Origin of the sequence: Serratia sp. KG1D (assembly GCF_037150675.1) — a bacterium.
GTDB lineage: Bacteria > Pseudomonadota > Gammaproteobacteria > Enterobacterales > Enterobacteriaceae > Serratia > Serratia nematodiphila.
Genome location: NZ_JBAGIH010000004.1, coordinates 130,129 through 149,529 on the forward strand (window position 1 = coordinate 130,129; position 19,401 = coordinate 149,529).

17 protein-coding genes and 2 tRNA genes are annotated in these 19,401 nt (G+C 58.3%); 15 read left to right on the forward strand and 4 right to left on the reverse strand.

Going from position 1 to position 19,401, the window contains the following annotated elements; all coding sequences use genetic code 11:
- Nucleotides 1-24: 24 nt before the first annotated feature.
- From pmrB to dacB, 3 genes are read right to left on the reverse strand one after another with little or no spacing between them, the layout of a single operon-like run.
- The gene (pmrB, locus tag WFM45_RS18715; protein ID WP_021504259.1) at nt 25-1,086 is read right to left on the reverse strand and encodes a two-component system sensor histidine kinase PmrB; all 1,062 of its coding nucleotides are present in this window, start codon (nt 1,084-1,086) and stop codon (nt 25-27) included.
- A complete protein-coding gene (gene pmrA, locus WFM45_RS18720; protein ID WP_033631626.1) occupies nt 1,083-1,745 on the reverse strand; it encodes a two-component system response regulator PmrA in 663 nt (220 codons plus the stop codon). Before pmrA ends, pmrB begins: the two co-directional genes overlap by 4 nt.
- Before the next feature lie 8 nt (nt 1,746-1,753).
- Nucleotides 1,754-3,187: a serine-type D-Ala-D-Ala carboxypeptidase gene (dacB, locus tag WFM45_RS18725; protein WP_049243030.1), complete on the reverse strand. Its 1,434-nt coding sequence runs from the start codon at nt 3,185-3,187 to the stop codon at nt 1,754-1,756.
- A gap of 256 nt (nt 3,188-3,443) precedes the next feature.
- Between dacB and greA the strand changes: the two genes are divergently transcribed.
- Complete coding sequence (greA, locus tag WFM45_RS18730; protein WP_004933539.1) at nt 3,444-3,920, forward strand: transcription elongation factor GreA; 477 nt, start codon at nt 3,444-3,446, stop codon at nt 3,918-3,920.
- Nucleotides 3,921-4,032: 112 nt separating this feature from the next.
- Here the strand turns inward: greA and yhbY are convergent, their stop codons facing one another.
- A complete protein-coding gene (gene yhbY, locus WFM45_RS18735; RefSeq protein WP_004933536.1) occupies nt 4,033-4,326 on the reverse strand; it encodes a ribosome assembly RNA-binding protein YhbY in 294 nt (97 codons plus the stop codon).
- Nucleotides 4,327-4,469: 143 nt separating this feature from the next.
- Between yhbY and rlmE the strand changes: the two genes are divergently transcribed.
- The 14 genes from rlmE (at nt 4,470) to pnp (ending at nt 19,311) form a co-directional block, all read left to right on the forward strand.
- Nucleotides 4,470-5,099: a 23S rRNA (uridine(2552)-2'-O)-methyltransferase RlmE gene (gene rlmE / locus WFM45_RS18740; RefSeq protein WP_004933533.1), complete on the forward strand. Its 630-nt coding sequence runs from the start codon at nt 4,470-4,472 to the stop codon at nt 5,097-5,099.
- Between the two features lie 56 nt (nt 5,100-5,155).
- A complete protein-coding gene (gene ftsH, locus WFM45_RS18745; protein ID WP_004933529.1) occupies nt 5,156-7,087 on the forward strand; it encodes an ATP-dependent zinc metalloprotease FtsH in 1,932 nt (643 codons plus the stop codon).
- A gap of 92 nt (nt 7,088-7,179) precedes the next feature.
- Nucleotides 7,180-8,016, forward strand: coding sequence for a dihydropteroate synthase (gene folP, locus WFM45_RS18750; RefSeq protein ID WP_336956800.1), 837 nt, complete (start codon nt 7,180-7,182; stop codon nt 8,014-8,016).
- Nucleotides 8,017-8,020: 4 nt separating this feature from the next.
- On the forward strand, nt 8,021-9,358 hold the full coding sequence (gene glmM, locus WFM45_RS18755) for a phosphoglucosamine mutase (protein ID WP_004933522.1): 1,338 nt from the start codon (nt 8,021-8,023) through the stop codon (nt 9,356-9,358).
- A 220-nt stretch (nt 9,359-9,578) separates the two neighbouring features.
- Nucleotides 9,579-9,914, forward strand: coding sequence for a preprotein translocase subunit SecG (gene secG, locus WFM45_RS18760; protein ID WP_004933519.1), 336 nt, complete (start codon nt 9,579-9,581; stop codon nt 9,912-9,914).
- Between the two features lie 69 nt (nt 9,915-9,983).
- Nucleotides 9,984-10,070 (forward strand) — tRNA-Leu (locus WFM45_RS18765).
- Nucleotides 10,071-10,130: 60 nt separating this feature from the next.
- Nucleotides 10,131-10,207 (forward strand) — tRNA-Met (locus WFM45_RS18770).
- 217 nt (nt 10,208-10,424) lie between these two features.
- Nucleotides 10,425-10,877 (forward strand): ribosome maturation factor RimP, encoded by a 453-nt coding sequence (rimP, locus tag WFM45_RS18775; protein ID WP_004933515.1) that lies wholly within the window; start codon nt 10,425-10,427, stop codon nt 10,875-10,877.
- Between the two features lie 21 nt (nt 10,878-10,898).
- A complete protein-coding gene (gene nusA, locus WFM45_RS18780) occupies nt 10,899-12,407 on the forward strand; it encodes a transcription termination factor NusA (protein ID WP_004933514.1) in 1,509 nt (502 codons plus the stop codon).
- 23 nt (nt 12,408-12,430) lie between these two features.
- Nucleotides 12,431-15,118, forward strand: a complete 2,688-nt coding sequence (gene infB / locus WFM45_RS18785; RefSeq protein WP_004933511.1) for a translation initiation factor IF-2 — start codon at nt 12,431-12,433, stop codon at nt 15,116-15,118.
- Between the two features lie 70 nt (nt 15,119-15,188).
- The gene (rbfA, locus tag WFM45_RS18790) at nt 15,189-15,599 is read left to right on the forward strand and encodes a 30S ribosome-binding factor RbfA (RefSeq protein ID WP_004933508.1); all 411 of its coding nucleotides are present in this window, start codon (nt 15,189-15,191) and stop codon (nt 15,597-15,599) included.
- Nucleotides 15,599-16,543, forward strand: a complete 945-nt coding sequence (gene truB, locus WFM45_RS18795; RefSeq protein ID WP_004933505.1) for a tRNA pseudouridine(55) synthase TruB — start codon at nt 15,599-15,601, stop codon at nt 16,541-16,543. Before rbfA ends, truB begins: the two co-directional genes overlap by 1 nt.
- Nucleotides 16,544-16,667: 124 nt before the next feature.
- Nucleotides 16,668-16,937, forward strand: a complete 270-nt coding sequence (gene rpsO, locus WFM45_RS18800; RefSeq protein ID WP_004933502.1) for a 30S ribosomal protein S15 — start codon at nt 16,668-16,670, stop codon at nt 16,935-16,937.
- A gap of 256 nt (nt 16,938-17,193) precedes the next feature.
- Nucleotides 17,194-19,311: a polyribonucleotide nucleotidyltransferase gene (gene pnp, locus WFM45_RS18805; RefSeq protein ID WP_004933498.1), complete on the forward strand. Its 2,118-nt coding sequence runs from the start codon at nt 17,194-17,196 to the stop codon at nt 19,309-19,311.
- Nucleotides 19,312-19,401: the final 90 nt, after the last annotated feature.

Sequence of the window (19,401 nt, forward strand, 5' to 3'; positions counted from 1 at the left end):
GGGCTCAGCAACGCTGGGCCCTTATTATTTGAGCGCCTTTTCCGGCAGCCAGCACTGGGCATTCAGGCCGCGCGCATCGCGGCGGTTTTCCAGCGTCAAACGCCCCTGGTGCAGTTGCGCGATGCGGATCACGATATTCAGGCCCAGTCCGCTGCCGCCGTAGCGTTGATCCATGCGGCGAAACGCCTGCGTCAGCTCCCCGACCATTTCTTCCTTGATTCCCGGGCCATCGTCGATGACCTGCAGCAGATAGCCATTGTCTTGCGGCGTTAACCGCACCTGTATCGCGCCGCCTTCCGGGCCGTAACGGTGAGCGTTTTCGACCAGGTTGCGCAGCAGCAGCCGCAGCAACACCGGATCGCCGTTCACTGTGGCAGCAGCCGGCAATTGCCAGCCCAGCGTCTGCCCGCGTTGGGCGGCCATTTCGTCGAGCTCTTCGCGCAGCGGCTGGATCACATCGGCCACCCAATCGAAATGCTGATAATGGCCGCTGGCGAAGTCTTGCCCGGCGCGCGACAGCATCAGCAACTGCTCGACGGTATGCATCAGCTGATCGATGCGGGCGATCAGCGCCTGGCTGCCCTTGACGCCCTGTTTTTCCATCAATTCCAGATGCAGGCGGATGCCGGCCAGCGGCGTGCGCAGTTCGTGGGCGGCGTCGGCGGTGAACAGGCGTTCCTGTTGAATGGTGTTGTCCAACCGTGAGAACAGCTGATTGAGCGCATTGGTGACGGCCACCATTTCCTGGCTATCGCTGGTGATCGGCAGCGGCGTCAGGTTATCGGCAGAGCGCTTTTCCAGCCGCTGTTGCAGTTGGTTGAGTGGGCGGATGATCCAGCTGATAGCCCAGAATGACGCCAACAGGGTGACGATCATCATGATCAGCGAAGGCGCCAACAGCGATGCGATGGCCTCGGCGATCTCGGTATCGACGCGTTCGGTACGCACTTTGGCGGACAGGGTTTCGTCCACCAGGAAGCTGATCTGCTCCTGGCTTTCGTGCCACAGCCAGAAGGCGCTGATGAGTTGCGTGACCAGCAGGATCAGCGCCAGCATCAGCAGCAGGCGGCGGCGCATGCTGATCATGACGAGGGTTCCAGGCGGTAGCCGATGCCGCGCACGGTGCGAATGCGATCCTTGCCCAGTTTGCGGCGCAGGTTGTGAATATGCACTTCCAGGGTGTTGGAACCTAAATCGTCTTGCCAGGTGTAGAGATCCTGCTGCAGGAGTTCGCGGTTGACCGTCTGCCCGGCACGCATGATCAGGCGCGCCAGAATAGCGAACTCTTTCGGCGTGACCTCCACCGGCTGCTGTTGCAGATAGACCTGCTGGCTGGAGAGATTCAACTGCAGGTCATCCACCTGCATCAGATTGTCGCTGTGGCCCTGGTAGCGCCGCAGGAGAGCGCGCACGCGCGCCTGCAGCTCAACCAGCGCGAAGGGTTTGACCAGGTAGTCGTCGGCGCCGGCGTCCAGCCCATCGACGCGGTCTTCCAGGGCGTCGCGGGCGGTCAGGATCAGCACCGGCAGATCGATCTGCTGGCGGCGCCACTGCCGCAGCAGCGCTGCGCCGTCCATGTCCGGCAGGCCGAGATCCAGGATCACCATGCTGTATTGGCTGGTGATGAGCAGGCTGCCGGCCTCCGCCGCCGTGGCGGCGCAGTCGCACACGTAGCCTTCACCGGTCAGCGCCAGCGCCAGCCCTTGTTGCAGCAGTTCATCATCTTCAACGACCAGCAGCTTCATGGCGATCCTCAGTTGTTTTGGTAAATATCCCGATACAGGCGGCTTTCGAAACGCACCAGCGGCGCGCGGCGCTGTTTCTGATCTTCCGGCGGCACGGCGTAGCCGGAGAGATACTGCACGAAGGCCATGCGCTGGCCGCTGGCGGTAGTGATGAAGCCCGCCAGGTTGTAGACGCCCTGCAGCGCGCCGGTCTTGGCCGACACCTTGCCGTCTACGCCAGCCTCATGCAGGCCGCCGCGGTAGCGCAGGGTGCCATCATAGCCGGACAGCGGCAGCATCGAGATAAAGTTCAGCTCGTTGTCGTGCTGCGCGATGTACTGCAGCGCCTGCATCATGGTCGCCGGGGCCAGCAGGTTGTGGCGCGACAGGCCGGAACCGTCGGCGATGATGGTGTTGCCCAGATCGATGCCGGCCTTCTGGCGCAGCACCTGCCGTACCGCATCGGAACCTGCTCGCCAGGTGCCCGGCACGCCGAAGCGTTCGTGGCCGATGGTGCGGAAGACGGTATCGGCGATCATGTTGTCCGATTTCTTCAGCATGATTTTCAACAGATCGTGCAGCGGCGCCGACTGGGTTTGCGCGATCACCGTGCCGGTGATGCCGGGGCGCGTCTGGCGTTTCAAATGCCCGTCGATCTGGATGTCGGCCTGCTTCAGCTCGTCTTTCAGGATGGCGCCCGCATAGCTGGCACCGTCCTGGATGGCGAAGGCCAACGGCAGCGGTTCGCTGCGCTGCGTCAGACAGCCGGTCAGGGTAAAGCGGTTCAGCTCGCCCGGCACCACGTCCAGCTCGCAGTACTGCGCGTCTGCGGAGCCGCGCGCCAGGGTGCGCACCTGGCTAAACATATTGACCGGATAATAGGAGGCGACGCGGATAAACGCCATGTCGCCCGGATTCGGCGCGCTGTACAGCGAGACCGAGAAACAGTTGCGATCGACAATGGCGGCGGCCGGCGGCGCGCTGAAGCACTGCGTCAGATCGTTCCACGGCCAGCCGGGCGCCTTGTCATGGCTGGCGAAGACCGAGGTATCGACCAGCACGTCGCCGCTGATTTGGCGCACGCCCTGCTTTTTCAGGACGGCCACCATATTGCGCAGGCTCTGGCGTTTGAAGGTCGGATCGCCGCTGAAGCGGACAATCAGGTTGCCGCGCAGCACGCCGTCGCGGATATCGCCCTGGCTCTCCAGCGTGGTGGTGAAACGGTAATCGGGCCCGAGTTGCAATAGCGCAGCCAGCGCCGTCAGCACTTTTTGGGTACTGGCCGGCAGCGCCATCTGCTGAGAGTGGTAATCGATCGTCGGCGCGCTGGCGCCGATCTTCTGAACGACCAGGGCAAGGTTGGCCCCATCAGGCAGATATTGTGTGTACTCTTCAACCGGAGCCGCATTCGCATTCAGAACAAATGCGCAAGCCAATGCACTGACAATTCGTGAAAAACGCATAATCTCGGGATAACAGCTGGATAACGTGCCGTCATACTACGGTGCAATCAGGGAAAAAGTAAACGATGACCCTCAAGGAACTCTAGGCTAAAATGCGTATCAAAATGCAAAACCGATCTTGGCTTGGGCTCCGTTCCGAGTCAGGTTTCTTTTGTTTGTCGCCTGGAGGCGGGGGGCGGTATGCCAACCGTGTTTTCATACGAATACGTCAGGATGACGGTTATTTGAACAGGAAAGATTTAGAGGTATTTATACGATGAACCAAATTCCGATGACCTTGTTTGGCGCTGAAAAACTGCGCGAAGAGCTCGAATATCTGAAAAGCGTGCGCCGCCCGAAAATCATTGCGGATATCGCTGAAGCGCGTGAACACGGCGACTTGAAAGAAAATGCCGAGTACCATGCCGCCCGCGAACAGCAGGGTTTCTGCGAAGGCCGCATTCAGGAAATCGAAGCCAAACTGTCCAATGCGCAGGTGATCGATATCACCAAGATGCCGAACACCGGTCGGGTGATCTTCGGCGCCACCGTATCGGTGATGAATCTGGACAGTGAAGAAGAAGTGACTTACCGCATCGTTGGCGACGATGAGGCCGATTTCAAGAAAAATCTGATTTCGGTAAACTCGCCGATGGCGCGCGGCCTGATTGGCAAAGAGCAAGACGATGTGGTGGTGATCAAAACCCCAGGCGGCGACGTGGAATACGAGATCCTGAAGGTCGAGTATCTCTGATCGAGGCCGTTGGTCATTAATGCGCCAACGTTTTGTAAAGATAGGAAAAAGGCCGCAAGCGGCCTTTTATCTTGGTCAGGCGCATGGCACCTTTTCGTTAACCTGATGGTTATTAACGCGGTAGACTGATCTTGCGCTCTTTCGACGGGCGGTAAAGAATAAGCGTACTGCCGATAACTTGCACATTGCAGGCGCCCGTTTCACGCACGATAGCGTCGGCGATCAGGGTCTTGGTTTCGCGATCTTCAGCGGCGATTTTTACCTTGATCAGCTCATGATGCTCCAGAGCCTGTTCAATTTCAGCCAGCACCCCTTCGGTAAGACCGTTATTGCCCAGCATCACCACCGGTTTTAACGGATGCGCCAGGCCTTTCAGGTGCTGTTTTTGTTTATTATTCAGATTCATTGTCTTTTTTGCTTAAGTTGGGATTGAAAACGGTACATTCTACCGCCATCTCATGTATATCACCAAATCGGTCTTCACCGGTGTGAGTCTACGTGAGCAGCGACCCTGACATAAGACTCTTTTTATGATAGTTGGAAAACGAGATGGCTAATAAAAAGCGTTCGGCTAGCTCCAGTCGCTGGTTACAAGAACACTTTAGCGATAAATATGTACAGCAGGCGCAGAAAAAGGGACTGCGTTCCCGTGCCTGGTTTAAACTTGATGAAATACAGCAGAGCGACAAACTGTTCAAACCGGGTATGACCGTGGTTGACCTGGGCGCCGCACCGGGCGGCTGGTCGCAGTATGTGGTCACCCAAATCGGCGGTACCGGGCGCATCATCGCCTGTGATATTTTGCCAATGGATCCTATCGTTGGCGTCGATTTCCTTCAGGGCGATTTTCGTGATGAACTGGTGCTGAAGGCACTGTTGGAACGAGTAGGCGAGAGTAAGGTTCAGGTGGTCATGTCCGATATGGCCCCGAATATGAGTGGCACCCCGGCGGTCGATATTCCAAGGTCGATGTATCTGGTGGAGTTGGCGCTGGATATGTGTCGTGATGTCCTCGCACCAGGCGGAAGTTTCCTGGTGAAGGTGTTCCAGGGAGATGGCTTTGACGAGTACCTACGGGAAATTCGCTCCCTGTTTACGAAGGTTAAGATTCGTAAGCCAGACGCTTCCCGCGCCCGTTCGCGCGAAGTGTACATTGTAGCGACAGGGCGCAAACTGTAGTACCCTAACGCTGTTTGTTAACACAGTTGTAAGATGAGGTTAATCCCTTGAGTGACATGGCGAAAAACCTAATTCTCTGGTTAGTCATCGCGGTAGTGTTGATGTCTGTATTCCAGAGCTTTGGGCCCAGCGAGTCGAATGGCCGTAGGGTGGATTACTCTACCTTCATGTCCGAACTGACCCAGGACCAGGTTCGCGAAGCGCGAATCAACGGACGTGAAATTAACGTTACCAAGAAAGACAGTAACAAATACACGACCTACATCCCTGTCAACGATCCTAAGTTGCTGGATACGTTGTTAACGAAGAATGTGAAAGTTGTCGGCGAGCCGCCTGAAGAGCCGAGCCTGCTGGCTTCTATCTTTATCTCCTGGTTCCCGATGCTGTTGCTGATCGGGGTCTGGATCTTCTTTATGCGGCAAATGCAGGGCGGCGGCGGCAAGGGCGCGATGTCCTTCGGCAAGAGCAAGGCCCGCATGCTGACGGAAGACCAGATCAAGACCACTTTCGCCGATGTCGCCGGGTGTGACGAAGCGAAAGAAGAGGTGAGCGAACTGGTGGAATACCTGCGCGAACCGAGCCGTTTCCAGAAGCTGGGCGGCAAGATCCCGAAAGGCGTGCTGATGGTTGGCCCGCCGGGGACCGGTAAAACGCTGTTGGCGAAAGCGATCGCCGGCGAAGCGAAGGTGCCGTTCTTCACCATTTCCGGTTCCGACTTCGTCGAAATGTTCGTCGGCGTGGGCGCATCCCGCGTGCGTGACATGTTCGAACAAGCGAAGAAAGCCGCGCCGTGCATCATCTTCATCGATGAAATCGACGCCGTCGGCCGCCAGCGTGGCGCCGGCCTGGGTGGCGGTCACGATGAGCGCGAGCAGACCCTGAACCAGATGCTGGTTGAGATGGACGGTTTCGAAGGCAACGAGGGCATCATCGTCATCGCGGCTACCAACCGTCCGGACGTGCTTGACCCTGCGCTGCTGCGCCCGGGCCGTTTCGACCGTCAGGTCGTGGTCGGGCTGCCGGATGTGCGTGGCCGTGAGCAGATCCTGAAGGTGCACATGCGCCGCGTGCCGTTGGCTGCCGACATCGACGCCTCCGTCATTGCGCGCGGTACGCCGGGCTTCTCCGGTGCCGATCTGGCCAACCTGGTCAACGAAGCGGCGCTGTTCGCCGCCCGCGGCAACAAGCGCGTGGTGTCGATGGTGGAGTTCGAGAAAGCCAAAGACAAGATCATGATGGGTGCGGAACGCCGCTCCATGGTAATGACCGAAGCGCAGAAAGAGTCGACCGCGTATCACGAAGCGGGCCACGCCATCATTGGCCGCCTGGTTCCTGAACATGATCCGGTACATAAAGTGACGATCATTCCTCGTGGCCGTGCGCTCGGCGTGACCTTCTTCCTGCCGGAAGGGGATGCGATCAGCGCCAGCCGTCAGAAGCTGGAGAGCCAAATCTCCACCCTGTACGGCGGCCGTCTGGCGGAAGAGATCATCTACGGGCCGGAAAAAGTCTCTACCGGTGCGTCGAACGACATCAAAGTGGCGACCTCCATCGCCCGCAACATGGTGACCCAATGGGGCTTCTCCGAGAAGCTGGGGCCGCTGCTGTATGCGGAAGAAGAGGGTGAAGTGTTCCTGGGCCGCTCCGTGGCCAAGGCGAAGCACATGTCGGATGAAACCGCGCGTATCATCGACCAGGAAGTGAAGTCGCTGATCGAACGTAACTACACGCGTGCTCGCTCGCTGCTGATGGAAAACATGGACATCCTGCACTCGATGAAGGATGCGCTGATGAAGTATGAAACCATCGATGCGCCGCAGATCGACGATCTGATGAACCGCAAAGACGTGCGTCCGCCGGCGGGCTGGGACGATGCGAACAAAGGCAACAGCTCCGACAACGGCGGCACCCCGAAAGCCCCGACGCCGGTAGATGAGCCGCGCACCCCAACGCCGGGCAACACCATGTCCGAACAGCTCGACAAGTAAGAACGGCTGTGTAATAACATCAAACCCCGGTACGCCGGGGTTTTTTTTTGCCCGGCGGGCAGTGAACCAGGCAACAGTAAGGTGGACCAACCATGCAGTTAACCGTGCGCGACATGACGCTCAATCTCTCCCATCCGCAGGTGATGGGCATCCTCAACGTGACGCCGGATTCGTTTTCCGACGGCGGCCGCCACAACACCCTGAACCAGGCGCTGGTGCATGCGCATACGCTGATTTCGGCCGGCGCCACGATGATTGATATCGGCGGCGAATCGACAAGGCCGGGGGCGGCGGAGGTGAGCGAAGAGGAGGAGCTTGAGCGGGTCGTGCCAGTGGTGGAAGCGCTGGCGCAGCGCTTCGAGGTCTTTATCTCGGTCGATACCTCGAAGGCGGGTGTGATCCGCGAATCGGCGCAGGCCGGCGCCCATCTGATCAACGACATCCGTTCGCTGCAGGAGCCGGGCGCCCTGGCGGCGGCGGCGGAAAGCGGCCTGCCGGTCTGCCTGATGCACATGCAGGGGCAGCCGCGCACCATGCAGCAGGCTCCGCACTACGACGATCTGATCGCCGACGTTCAGGCGTTTTTCGAACACCATATCCGGCGCTGTAACGAGGCGGGGATAACAAATCAGAAATTGCTGCTCGACCCCGGCTTCGGTTTCGGTAAAAATTTGGCGCACAACTATCAGCTTCTGGCTCGGTTGTCGGAGTTTCATCGTTTTGGTTTGCCGCTGTTGGTCGGCATGTCGCGCAAATCGATGATTGGACAACTGCTGAACGTGCCGCCGGATCAACGGGTTATCGGCAGCGTGGCCTGCGCGGTGATCGCGGCGATGCAGGGTGCGCAGATTGTCAGAGTGCATGACGTTAAAGAAACCGTCGAGGCGATGCGTGTCGTCGAGGCAACACTTTCAGCTAAGGGACAGTAGAGACATGAGCGAGCGCAAATATTTTGGCACCGACGGCATCCGTGGCAAGGTCGGGGACAGCCCCATCACGCCGGACTTCGTGCTGAAGCTGGGCTGGGCGGCCGGTAAAGTGCTGGCGCGTCACGGTTCCCGCAAGATCATCATCGGTAAGGATACGCGCATCTCCGGCTATATGCTGGAGTCCGCGCTGGAAGCCGGTCTGGCGGCCGCCGGATTGTCCGCCTCCTTCACCGGGCCGATGCCTACGCCGGCGGTGGCTTATTTGACGCGTACCTTCCGCGCCGAAGCGGGCATTGTCATTTCCGCCTCGCATAACCCGTTCTACGACAACGGCATCAAATTCTTCTCGATCGACGGCGCCAAGCTGCCGGACAACGTCGAAGAGGCAATTGAAGCCGAGATGGAAAAACCGCTGACCTGCGTGGAGTCCTCGGAGCTGGGTAAAGCCAGCCGCATCATCGACGCCGCCGGCCGCTATATCGAATTCTGCAAAGGCACCTTCCCGAGCGAGCTGAGCCTGAAAGGGCTGAAAATCGTGGTCGACTGCGCCAACGGCGCGACTTACCACATCGCGCCGAGCGTGCTGCGCGAGCTGGGCGCTACGGTGATCGCCATCGGCGTTGAGCCGGACGGCATGAACATCAACGAGAAATGCGGCGCTACCGATGTGCGTCAGTTGCAGGAGCGCGTGCTGCAGGAAAAAGCGCACGTTGGCCTGGCGTTCGACGGCGACGGCGACCGCGTGATGATGGTGGATCACCTGGGCAATAAGGTGGACGGCGATCAGATCCTGTACATCATCGCCCGCGAAGGCCTGCGTCAGGGGCAGCTGCGCGGCGGCGCGGTCGGCACCCTGATGAGCAATATGGGGCTGGAGCTGGCGCTGAAACAGCTGGGCATTCCGTTCGCTCGCGCCAAAGTGGGCGACCGTTACGTGCTGGAGAAGCTGCAGGAGTTAGGCTGGCGCATCGGTGCGGAAAACTCCGGCCATGTGATCTTGCTGGACAAAACCACCACCGGCGACGGCATCGTGGCCGGGTTGCAGGTGCTGACCGCCATGGTGCGCAACCACATGAGCCTGCATGACCTGTGCAGCGGCATGAAGCTGTTGCCGCAGATCCTGGTCAACGTACGTTTCGCCGGCGATCACAATCCGCTGGAGTCCGAAGCGGTGCGCAAGGTCACCGAGCAGGTGGAAGCCGAGCTGGCCGGCCGCGGCCGGGTGCTGCTGCGCAAATCGGGCACCGAACCGCTGATCCGCGTGATGGTGGAAGGCGAGGACGAGCAGCAGGTGACCGCGCTGGCGCATCGCATCGCCGATGCGGTGAAATCCGCAGGTTAAAACAGACAGTTAGCCGCCGGGCTTGGCATCGCTGAGCCCGAACAGGCGATTGTTGGCGTTTTTTTCCGCAAACGCGCCGGCGGCTGCAAATTGCCCTTGCGCGGGTTGGCGGCTTTGGTTAGTATTCACACCCGCTTCAGTAGGCAGTTTATAAACACGCCTGCTTGATGAGTGTGAAGCATTTGGCATGCGGTGAGGCCGCAAGGATACGGGTACTACTATGTACGAAGCTCTTCTGGTAATTTTCCTGCTGATTTCAATCGGGCTGGTTGCTCTGATTATGTTGCAGCAAGGTAAAGGCGCTGATATGGGAGCCTCTTTCGGAGCAGGTGCATCAGGCACGTTGTTCGGTTCGAGTGGTTCCGGTAACTTTATGACCCGCATGACTGCTGTATTGGCGACGCTGTTCTTCGTCATCAGCCTGATTCTGGGCAACCTCAGCAGCAACCAAAGCAAGAAAGGCAGCGAGTGGGAAAACCTCGGTCAGCCGGTGAAAACTGAGCAGACAACCGCGCCGGCAGCACCTGCCAAGCCGAGCAGCGACATCCCGCAGTAAGCCGCAAAAAGTTTGTAAACGGTGGTTGTGAACTCGAAAGAACAACGGCCGTTAGCAGTAAGAATCAGTACCGAGGTGGTGGAATTGGTAGACACGCTACCTTGAGGTGGTAGTGCCCTAACGGGCTTGTGGGTTCGAGTCCCATCCTCGGTACCAAATCCCAGAGATAACTTGCAATTTTGCGATTATCGGCGTAGTATTTGCCACGTTTTCGGACGCGGGGTGGAGCAGCCTGGTAGCTCGTCGGGCTCATAACCCGAAGGTCGTCGGTTCAAATCCGGCCCCCGCAACCACTTTCCTTTAAGTGTTTATTTTCAAATACACTTTTCGATTGAAATCCGCTTTTCTCGATCAACATTTGAAAATGACACTTGCTCGAAAGTTGTACCGAGGCCGCCTAGCGGCAAACAGGGTCCAGTTGCATAAAGCCCCGATTTTTCGGGGTTTTTTGTTATTTGGCAACAGAATCACTGGGCTATTTAGCCCTTTTTTTATGTCTTGGGGGTGGGCTTGTCCACATTAGAGCAACAGTTAACAGAGATGCTTTCGGCACCCGTAGAAGCGTTGGGCTTTGAGCTTGTAGGCATCGAATTCATTCGTGCGCGCCAATCGACGCTCCGCATCTATATTGATAGTGACAACGGCATCAATGTTGATGATTGCGCTGATGTCAGCCACCAGGTCAGCGCTGTATTGGACGTCGAAGATCCAATCACGGTCGCTTACAACTTGGAAGTCTCCTCTCCTGGCCTTGATCGCCCGATGTTCACCGCAGAACACTATACGCGTTACCTCGGTGAAGAAGTCAGCCTGGTCCTGCGCATGGCGGTACAGAACCGTCGCAAGTGGCAGGGTATTATCAAGTCTGTCGAAGGCGAGATGATCACGGTTACTGTGGAAGGGAAAGATGAAGTGTTCGCGCTGAGCAACATCCAGAAAGCGAACCTGGTACCCCACTTTTAAAGTTTGGAAGAGGCAACTAGGATGAACAAAGAGATTCTGGCTGTTGTTGAAGCAGTTTCCAATGAAAAATCCCTTCCGCGCGAGAAGATTTTCGAAGCGCTGGAAACTGCATTAGCCACCGCAACCAAGAAAAAATACGAGCAGGAAATCGACGTGCGCGTCAGCATTGACCGCAGAACCGGCGATTTCGATACCTTCCGCCGTTGGGTCGCCGTAGACGAAGTGACGCAGCCGACGCGTGAAATCACGCTGGAAGCCGCTCAGTTTGAAGATCCGAGCATCGAGCTCGGCGGCTACGTCGAAGATCAGATCGAATCCGTAACCTTCGACCGTATCACCACCCAAACCGCCAAGCAGGTTATCGTGCAGAAAGTGCGCGAGGCCGAGCGCGCGATGGTGGTTGACGCTTTCCGTGAACATGAAGGCGAGATCGTCACCGGCGTGGTGAAGAAAGTGAACCGTGACAGCATCGCGCTGGATCTGGGCAACAACGCCGAAGCGGTGATTGGCCGTGAAGACATGTTGCCGCGCGAAAACTTCCGTCCGGGCGACCGCATTCGCGGCGTACTGTACGCCGTGCGTCCTGAAGCCCGCGGCGCGCAGCTGTTCGTCAGCCGTTCCAGCCCGGAAATGCTGAAAGAACTGTTCCGCATCGAAGTGCCGGAAATCGGCGAAGAAGTGATTGAAATTAAAGCGGCAGCCCGCGATCCTGGCTCCCGTGCGAAAATTGCAGTGAAAACCAACGACAAGCGCATCGACCCGGTCGGCGCCTGCGTAGGTATGCGCGGTGCGCGCGTTCAGGCCGTGTCGAGCGAGCTCGGCGGCGAACGCATCGACATCATCCTGTGGGATGATAATCCAGCGCAATTCGTCATCAACGCCATGGCGCCGGCCGACGTCGCGTCGATCGTGGTAGATGAAGATAACTGCACCATGGATATCGCCGTTGAAGCCAGCAACCTGGCACAGGCGATCGGCCGTAACGGCCAAAACGTGCGTTTGGCTTCCCAGCTGCTGAAACAACACCGCGGCGACGATCGTTGGGAACTGAACGTGATGACGGCGGACGACCTGCAGGCCAAGCACCAGGCCGAGGCTCATGCCGCTATTGATACCTTCACCAAGTATCTTGATATCGACGAAGATTTCGCCACCGTACTGGTTGAAGAAGGCTTCTCCACGCTGGAAGAGCTGGCCTACGTGCCGATCAAAGAGCTGTTGGAAATCGACGGTCTGGATGAAGATACGGTTGAAGCATTGCGCGAACGCGCCAAAGCTGCATTGACCACGCTGGCCCTGGCACAAGAAGAAAGCCTGGGCGACAACAAACCGGCCGACGATTTGCTCAACCTGCCGGGTCTTGAGCGCAGCATGGCCTTTAAACTGGCCGCGCGTGGGGTTTGTACGCTGGAAGATCTTGCCGAGCAGGGTGTTGACGATCTGGCTGATATTGAAGGGCTTAGCGACGAGCAAGCCGGCGAGCTGATCATGGCTGCGCGCAATATCTGTTGGTTTGGCGACAACGCGTAATAACTGTAGCAGGAAGGAACAGCATGACGACAGATGTAACCGTAAAATCGCTGGCAGCAGAGATTCAGACTCCGGTTGATCGCCTGGTACAGCAGTTTGCTGATGCAGGGATCAACAAGTCCGAGTCGGACTCTGTTACCCAGCAAGAAAAAGAAACATTGCTGGCGCACCTGAACCGTGAACACGGCAGCGCGCCGGGTAAACTCACTTTGCAGCGCAAAACGCGCAGCACCTTGAATATCCCGAGCACCGGCGGTAAAAGTAAATCGGTGCAAATTGAGGTCCGCAAGAAACGCACTTATGTAAATCGCGATACGCAGGAAGCCCAGTTGGCTGAAGCGGCAGAGCAGGCACAGCGTGAAGCGGAAGAGCAGGCACGGCGCGAAGCGGAAGAGCTCGCAAAACGCGAAGCGGAAGCGAAGCGCGCAGCCGAAGAGCAAGCCAAACGTGAGGCCGCGGAGATTGCTAAGCGTAATTCAGCGGAAAAAGAAAAAGTGACCAATCAACATACCGACGAAATGACCAAGCCAGCTCAGGCGGAAAAAGCACGCCGTGAAGCCGAAGCCGCTGAACTGAAACGCAAAGCGGAAGAGGAAGTGCGCCGCAAGGTTGAAGAGGAAGCCAAGCGCGTGGCGGAAGAAGCCCGTCGCATGGCCGAAGAGAACGGCGAGAAGTGGGCCCAGGCAGACGCGGCAAGCGCCGCGGTTGAAAGCGCCGACTATCACGTGACCACCTCTCAGCACGCCCGTGCCGCGGAAGATGAAAACGACGCCAAAGTTGAAGGCGATCGTCGCAGCCGCACCCGCGGCGGCAAAGCCACCAAGCAGAAGAAAGGCAACAAGCTGTCCGAATCCAAAGCGGATCGCGAAGAAGCGCGCGCCGTTACCCGTGGCGGTAAAGGCAAACGCAAGCCTAGCGCTCTGCAGCAGGGCTTCAACAAGCCGGCGCAGGTGGTTAACCGCGACGTGGTGATCGGCGAAACCATCACCGTGGCCGAGCTGGCCAACAAGATGGCGGTAAAAGGTTCTCAGGTCATCAAAGTGATGATGAAGCTGGGCGCCATGGCCACCATCAACCAGGTTATCGACCAGGAAACCGCGCAGCTGGTTGCCGAAGAGATGGGCCACAAAGTTATCCTGCGTCGTGAAAACGAGCTGGAAGAAGCGCTGATGAGCGACCGTGATACGGGCGCTGCAGCCGAGCCGCGCGCGCCGGTCGTGACCATCATGGGCCACGTTGACCACGGTAAAACCTCTCTGCTGGACTACATCCGCTCCACCAAAGTGGCGGCGGGCGAAGCCGGCGGCATTACCCAGCACATCGGTGCCTACCACGTAGAAACCGAGAACGGCATGATCACCTTCCTGGACACCCCGGGCCACGCCGCGTTTACCTCGATGCGTGCTCGCGGTGCTCAGGCGACTGACATCGTGGTTCTGGTGGTGGCGGCCGACGACGGCGTGATGCCACAAACCATCGAAGCTATCCAGCACGCGAAAGCGGCGCAGGTGCCATTGGTGGTTGCGGTGAACAAAATCGACAAACCGGAAGCCGATCCGGACCGCGTTAAGCAGGAACTGTCCCAGTACGGCGTGATGCCGGAAGAGTGGGGCGGCGAAGCGCAGTTCGTCCACGTGTCCGCGAAAGCCGGTACCGGTATCGACGAGCTGCTGCAGGCCATCCTGCTGCAGGCCGAAGTTCTGGAGCTGAAAGCGGTACGCAGCGGCATGGCGAGCGGCGTAGTGATCGAGTCCTTCCTGGATAAAGGCCGTGGCCCGGTGGCTACCGTGCTGGTTCAGGAAGGTACGCTGAACAAGGGCGATATCGTCCTGTGCGGCTTCGAATACGGCCGTGTGCGTGCGATGCGCGACGAGCTGGGCCGTGAAGTGACCTCCGCCGGTCCGTCCATCCCTGTGGAAATCCTGGGTCTGTCCAGCGTGCCTGCAGCGGGTGACGAAGCGACCGTGGTGCGTGACGAGAAGAAAGCGCGTGAAGTGGCGCTGTACCGTCAGGGCAAGTTCCGCGAAGTCAAACTGGCGCGTCAGCAGAAGTCCAAGCTGGAAAACATGTTCGCCAACATGACCGACGGCGAAGTGTCCGAGCTGAACATCGTACTGAAATCCGACGTTCAGGGTTCTTGCGAAGCGATCAGCGACTCGCTGCTGAAACTCTCCACCGACGAAGTGAAGGTGAAGATTGTCGGCTCCGGCGTAGGTGGTATCACCGAAACCGACGCGACGCTGGCTGCGGCTTCCAACGCCATCATCCTGGGCTTCAACGTGCGTGCCGACGCTTCTGCGCGCCGCGTGATCGAAGCGGAAAGCCTGGATCTGCGTTACTACTCCGTGATCTATAACCTGATCGACGAAGTGAAGCAGGCGATGAGCGGCATGCTGGCGCCGGAATACAAGCAGCAGATCATCGGCCTGGCCGAAGTGCGCGACGTGTTCAAATCGCCTAAGTTCGGCGCTATCGCCGGCTGTATGGTTACCGAAGGGACCATCAAGCGTCACAACCCAATCCGCGTACTGCGCGACAACGTGGTTATCTATGAAGGCGAGCTGGAATCCCTGCGTCGCTTCAAAGATGACGTTAACGAAGTCCGTAACGGCATGGAATGTGGTATCGGCGTTAAGAACTATAACGACGTGCGCGTCGGCGACATGATCGAAGTGTTCGAAATCATTGAGATCCAACGCACCATCGCTTAACGATTGCACATCTGCTTATATCTGTTTACGGGGGGCCTTTGTGCCCCCCGATTTGTCTGGAGAATCCAAAATGGCAAAAGAATTCAGCCGCGGTCAACGCGTGGCGCAAGAGATGCAGAAAGAGATTGCGATCATTCTGCAGCGTGAAGTGAAAGATCCGCGCGTCGGCATGGCGACCGTTTCCGGCGTGGAAGTGTCCCGTGACCTGGCGTACGCCAAGGTTTACGTCACCTTCCTGAACGTGCTGACCGAGAACCACGATCCGGATCTGGTCACCAACGGCATCAAAGCGTTGCAGGACGCTTCCGGTTACATCCGCACCCTGCTGGGCAAAGCGATGCGCCTGCGCGTGGTGCCGGAGCTGACCTTCGCTTACGACAACTCCCTGGTGGAAGGCATGCGCATGTCCAACCTGGTGACCAACGTGGTGAAGAACGACGCCGAGCGCCGTTCCGCCTCAGGCGATGACAAGGAGGACTGATGAGTCGCCCTCGTCGCCGCGGCCGTGACATCCACGGCGTGCTGTTGCTGGACAAGCCGCAAGGGTTGTCGTCCAACGATGCGCTGCAAAAAGTAAAACGCCTGTACAACGCCAACCGGGCGGGCCATACCGGCGCGCTCGATCCGTTGGCGACCGGCATGCTGCCTATCTGCCTGGGTGAAGCGACCAAGTTTTCGCAATATCTGCTCGATTCCGATAAACGTTATCGGGTGATCGCCAAGCTGGGGCAGCGTACCGATACCTCGGACGCCGACGGTCAGATCGTGCAGGAGCGCCCGGTGAACTTTACCCAGGCGCAGCTCGACGCGGCGCTGGACACCTTCCGCGGTGACATCCAGCAGGTGCCGTCGATGTATTCGGCGCTGAAATACCAGGGCAAGAAACTCTACGAGTATGCGCGCCAGGGGATTGAAGTGCCGCGCGAAGCGCGCAGCATCACGGTGTACGAGCTGCAGTTTATCCGCTGGGAAGGGGATGAGCTGGAGCTGGAGATCCACTGCTCAAAAGGCACCTACATCCGCACCATCACCGACGATCTCGGCGAGCTGCTGGGCTGCGGCGCGCACGTGATTTATCTGCGCCGCCTGCAGGTGGCGACTTATCCGATCGCGCGCATGGTGACGCTGGAACAGCTGAATGCTTTGCTGGCGCAGGCGCAGGAACAAGCGATCGCGCCCGGCGAGCTGCTCGATCCGCTGCTGATGCCGATGGACAGCCCGGTTGAGAACTATCCGGAAGTGAATTTGCTGCCGGTGGTGGCGGGCTACGTCAAGCAAGGGCAGCCAGTGCAGGTGGCCGGTGCGCCGGCCTCCGGCATGGTGCGTATCACCGAGGGTGAAGAGCGGAAATTCATCGGCGTTGGCGACATCGCCGAGGATGGTCGCGTGGCGCCGCGCCGCCTGGTGGTCGAACATTTCGACTGACGGCGGGGCACTGCGTCGCCTTGCGATCGCACTGCGCTAAGAGTAGAATGGCGCAGCTTATGCATTGGGTTGCTGAATTAGAGATCGGCGCCTGTTTTTATTATCTATAATCTGGAGTATTACAATGTCTCTAAGTGTTGAAGCTAAAGCTCAAATCGTAGCTGATTTCGGTCGTGGTACTAACGACAGCGGTTCTACCGAAGTTCAGGTTGCCCTGCTGACTGCGCAGATCAACCATCTGCAAGGCCACTTCTCCGAGCACAAAAAAGATCACCACAGCCGTCGTGGTCTGCTGCGTATGGTTTCTCAGCGTCGTAAGCTGCTGGACTACCTGAAGCGTAAAGATGTAGCACGTTACACCAGCCTGATCGAGCGTCTGGGTCTGCGTCGCTAATCTAGCAAGTTTCAGTGGAAAGGGGCCTATTTTGGCCCCTTTCTTCTAGGAAGCATAAGCAAATCAGGTTAATGTATTACTGATGTTTCCAAACAGGTTCTTCCGTTACAGAGGTTCGCGCGGCTAATGAGAGGCTTTATCTCCCGCCTGAGATAAGGATTGTCATTAGTCGCGAGGATGTAGTGAGAAGGCAAATCGAGTCACAGGCGTGTCGAGTCGTCAATGCGATTGCGCGCCGCTAATCAAGGATATAATTTTGCTGACACCGATCATTCGCAAATTCCAGTATGGCCAGCATACCGTCACCATCGAAACCGGTATGATGGCGCGTCAGGCCACCGCCGCCGTTATGGTGAGCATGGATGACACCGCCGTCTTCGTTACCGTCGTTGGCCAGAAAAAAGCCAAACCGGGCCAGAGCTTCTTCCCGCTGACCGTTAACTACCAAGAGCGTACCTACGCCGCCGGCCGTATCCCGGGCAGCTTCTTCCGTCGCGAAGGCCGTCCGAGCGAAGGCGAGACCCTGACTTCCCGTCTGATCGACCGCCCGATCCGCCCACTGTTCCCGGACAGCTTCCTGAACGAAGTTCAGGTGATCGCGACCGTGGTTTCCGTTAACCCGCAGGTGAACCCGGACATCGTTGCGATGATCGGTGCTTCCGCGGCCCTGAGCCTGTCCGGTATTCCGTTCAACGGTCCGATCGGCGCAGCGCGCGTGGGTTACATCAACGACCAGTACGTGCTGAACCCGACGACCGACGAGCTGAAAGAAAGCCGTCTGGATCTGGTGGTTGCCGGTACTGCCGGTGCGGTGCTGATGGTTGAATCCGAAGCGGACGTGCTGAGCGAAGATCAGATGCTGGGCGCCGTGGTGTTCGGCCACGACCAGCAGCAAGTGGTTATCGAAAATATCAACGCGCTGGTTGCCGAAGCCGGCAAACCGAAGTGGGATTGGCAGGCGCCTGCGGTCAACGAAGCGCTGCACGCGCGCGTGGCTGAACTGGCCGAAGCTCGCCTGGGCGACGCGTACCACATCACCGAAAAACAAGAGCGTTACGCTCAGGTTGACGCGATCAAAGACAGCGTGGTTGAAACCCTGCTGGCGCAGGACGAAACGCTGGACGCCGGTGAGATCCAGGACATCCTGGGCAACCTGGAGAAAAACGTGGTGCGCAGCCGCGTACTGCGTGGCGAGCCGCGTATCGACGGCCGTGAAAAAGACATGATCCGTGGCCTGGACGTGCGCACCGGCGTACTGCCGCGCACCCACGGTTCCGCGCTGTTCACCCGTGGCGAAACTCAGGCGCTGGTTACCGCGACCCTGGGCACCGCGCGCGACGCCCAGAACCTGGACGAGCTGATGGGCGAGAAGACCGACAGCTTCCTGTTCCACTACAACTTCCCTCCGTACTCCGTAGGCGAAACCGGCATGGTCGGTTCTCCTAAGCGTCGTGAAATCGGTCACGGTCGCCTGGCGAAACGCGGCGTATTGGCTATGATGCCTAAACCGGAAGATTTCCCGTACACGGTTCGCGTGGTGTCTGAAATCACCGAATCCAACGGTTCTTCTTCCATGGCTTCCGTGTGCGGCGCGTCTCTGGCGCTGATGGACGCCGGTGTGCCAATTAAGGCTGCCGTTGCGGGCATCGCGATGGGCCTGGTGAAAGAAGCCGACAACTATGTGGTTCTGTCCGACATTCTGGGTGACGAAGATCACCTGGGCGACATGGACTTCAAAGTGGCCGGTAGCCGCGACGGTATCACCGCGCTGCAGATGGACATCAAAATCGAAGGCATCACCCGCGAAATCATGCAGGTGGCTCTGAACCAGGCCAAGGGCGCGCGTCTGCACATCCTGGGCGTAATGGAACAGGCTATCAGCACTCCGCGCGGCGATATCTCCGAATTCGCACCGCGTATTCATACTATCCGCATCAACCCGGATAAAATCAAAGACGTGATCGGTAAGGGCGGTTCCGTTATCCGCGCGCTGACCGAAGAGACTGGCACTACCATCGAAATCGAAGATGATGGTACAGTTAAAATCGCTGCGACCGACGGTGAGAAAGCGAAATTCGCTATCCGTCGCATCGAAGAGATCACGGCAGAGATCGAAGTGGGCCGTATCTACCAGGGTAAAGTGACCCGTATCGTTGATTTCGGCGCATTCGTCGCTATCGGCGGTGGTAAAGAAGGTCTGGTGCACATTTCTCAGATCGCCGACAAGCGCGTTGAGAAAGTGACCGACTATCTGCAGATGGGTCAGGAAGTGCCGGTTAAGGTACTGGAAGTTGACCGTCAGGGCCGCGTGCGTCTGAGCATCAAAGAAGCGATGGCGCCGGAAGCAGGTTCACCTGCGCCTGAAGCAGAATAACTGTATAGATAGTTTTACAGCTCCCCGCCACGGGGTTGGGGGCTGTTCGTATCGCGCGGGTAGGATGCCCGCGTTTTAGCAAACGGAGGA

Excerpts from the sequence above, each read along its gene's own strand:
- infB (WP_004933511.1), top strand. The coding sequence starts at position 12,431 with ATGACGACAGATGTAACCGTAAAATCGCTGGCAGCAGAGATTCAGACT.
- truB (WP_004933505.1), top strand. The coding sequence starts at position 15,599 with ATGAGTCGCCCTCGTCGCCGCGGCCGTGACATCCACGGCGTGCTGTTG.
- folP (WP_336956800.1), top strand. The coding sequence starts at position 7,180 with ATGCAGTTAACCGTGCGCGACATGACGCTCAATCTCTCCCATCCGCAG.
- ftsH (WP_004933529.1), top strand. The coding sequence starts at position 5,156 with ATGGCGAAAAACCTAATTCTCTGGTTAGTCATCGCGGTAGTGTTGATG.
- rpsO (WP_004933502.1), top strand. The coding sequence starts at position 16,668 with ATGTCTCTAAGTGTTGAAGCTAAAGCTCAAATCGTAGCTGATTTCGGT.
- greA (WP_004933539.1), top strand. The coding sequence starts at position 3,444 with ATGAACCAAATTCCGATGACCTTGTTTGGCGCTGAAAAACTGCGCGAA.
- nusA (WP_004933514.1), top strand. The coding sequence starts at position 10,899 with ATGAACAAAGAGATTCTGGCTGTTGTTGAAGCAGTTTCCAATGAAAAA.
- pmrB (WP_021504259.1), bottom strand. The coding sequence starts at position 1,086 with ATGATCAGCATGCGCCGCCGCCTGCTGCTGATGCTGGCGCTGATCCTG.
- yhbY (WP_004933536.1), bottom strand. The coding sequence starts at position 4,326 with ATGAATCTGAATAATAAACAAAAACAGCACCTGAAAGGCCTGGCGCAT.
- dacB (WP_049243030.1), bottom strand. The coding sequence starts at position 3,187 with ATGCGTTTTTCACGAATTGTCAGTGCATTGGCTTGCGCATTTGTTCTG.
- rbfA (WP_004933508.1), top strand. The coding sequence starts at position 15,189 with ATGGCAAAAGAATTCAGCCGCGGTCAACGCGTGGCGCAAGAGATGCAG.
- rlmE (WP_004933533.1), top strand. The coding sequence starts at position 4,470 with ATGGCTAATAAAAAGCGTTCGGCTAGCTCCAGTCGCTGGTTACAAGAA.
- secG (WP_004933519.1), top strand. The coding sequence starts at position 9,579 with ATGTACGAAGCTCTTCTGGTAATTTTCCTGCTGATTTCAATCGGGCTG.
- pmrA (WP_033631626.1), bottom strand. The coding sequence starts at position 1,745 with ATGAAGCTGCTGGTCGTTGAAGATGATGAACTGCTGCAACAAGGGCTG.
- glmM (WP_004933522.1), top strand. The coding sequence starts at position 8,021 with ATGAGCGAGCGCAAATATTTTGGCACCGACGGCATCCGTGGCAAGGTC.